General features: G+C 52.9%; 1 rRNA gene. It reads left to right on the top strand.

Annotated features, from left to right (window positions below):
- Window positions 1-146: 146 nt before the first annotated feature.
- Window positions 147-1686, top strand: a 16S ribosomal RNA gene (locus tag L2I46_RS28995).
- Window positions 1687-1725: the final 39 nt, after the last annotated feature.

The following is a 1725-nucleotide window of genomic DNA, read 5'->3' as shown; positions in this document are numbered from 1 at the left end:
ACTGCTCTTTAACAATTTATCAGACAATCTGTGTGGGCACTCAAAGTGACATGGATTCTTAACGTCCTCGGACGAAAAATGAATACCAAGTCTCAAGAGTGAACACGTAATTCATTACGAAGTTTAATTCTTTGAGCATCAAACTTAAATTGAAGAGTTTGATCATGGCTCAGATTGAACGCTGGCGGCAGGCCTAACACATGCAAGTCGAGCGGTAGCACAGAGAGCTTGCTCTCGGGTGACGAGCGGCGGACGGGTGAGTAATGTCTGGGAAACTGCCTGATGGAGGGGGATAACTACTGGAAACGGTAGCTAATACCGCATAATGTCGCAAGACCAAAGTGGGGGACCTTCGGGCCTCATGCCATCAGATGTGCCCAGATGGGATTAGCTAGTAGGTGGGGTAACGGCTCACCTAGGCGACGATCCCTAGCTGGTCTGAGAGGATGACCAGCCACACTGGAACTGAGACACGGTCCAGACTCCTACGGGAGGCAGCAGTGGGGAATATTGCACAATGGGCGCAAGCCTGATGCAGCCATGCCGCGTGTGTGAAGAAGGCCTTCGGGTTGTAAAGCACTTTCAGCGGGGAGGAAGGCGATAAGGTTAATAACCTTGTCGATTGACGTTACCCGCAGAAGAAGCACCGGCTAACTCCGTGCCAGCAGCCGCGGTAATACGGAGGGTGCAAGCGTTAATCGGAATTACTGGGCGTAAAGCGCACGCAGGCGGTCTGTCAAGTCGGATGTGAAATCCCCGGGCTCAACCTGGGAACTGCATTCGAAACTGGCAGGCTAGAGTCTTGTAGAGGGGGGTAGAATTCCAGGTGTAGCGGTGAAATGCGTAGAGATCTGGAGGAATACCGGTGGCGAAGGCGGCCCCCTGGACAAAGACTGACGCTCAGGTGCGAAAGCGTGGGGAGCAAACAGGATTAGATACCCTGGTAGTCCACGCCGTAAACGATGTCGATTTGGAGGTTGTGCCCTTGAGGCGTGGCTTCCGGAGCTAACGCGTTAAATCGACCGCCTGGGGAGTACGGCCGCAAGGTTAAAACTCAAATGAATTGACGGGGGCCCGCACAAGCGGTGGAGCATGTGGTTTAATTCGATGCAACGCGAAGAACCTTACCTGGTCTTGACATCCACAGAACTTGCCAGAGATGGCTTGGTGCCTTCGGGAACTGTGAGACAGGTGCTGCATGGCTGTCGTCAGCTCGTGTTGTGAAATGTTGGGTTAAGTCCCGCAACGAGCGCAACCCTTATCCTTTGTTGCCAGCGGTCCGGCCGGGAACTCAAAGGAGACTGCCAGTGATAAACTGGAGGAAGGTGGGGATGACGTCAAGTCATCATGGCCCTTACGACCAGGGCTACACACGTGCTACAATGGCATATACAAAGAGAAGCGACCTCGCGAGAGCAAGCGGACCTCATAAAGTATGTCGTAGTCCGGATTGGAGTCTGCAACTCGACTCCATGAAGTCGGAATCGCTAGTAATCGTAGATCAGAATGCTACGGTGAATACGTTCCCGGGCCTTGTACACACCGCCCGTCACACCATGGGAGTGGGTTGCAAAAGAAGTAGGTAGCTTAACCTTCGGGAGGGCGCTTACCACTTTGTGATTCATGACTGGGGTGAAGTCGTAACAAGGTAACCGTAGGGGAACCTGCGGTTGGATCACCTCCTTACCTTAAAGAACCTGCCTTTGTAGTGCTCACACAGATTGT

The sequence above is a fragment of the Klebsiella sp. 2019SCSN059 genome, from assembly GCF_021739525.1.
Lineage (GTDB): Bacteria > Pseudomonadota > Gammaproteobacteria > Enterobacterales > Enterobacteriaceae > Klebsiella > Klebsiella quasipneumoniae.
The sequence above is the reverse complement of the archived record's forward strand: the minus strand, read 5'-3'. Positions and strand labels throughout refer to the sequence as shown.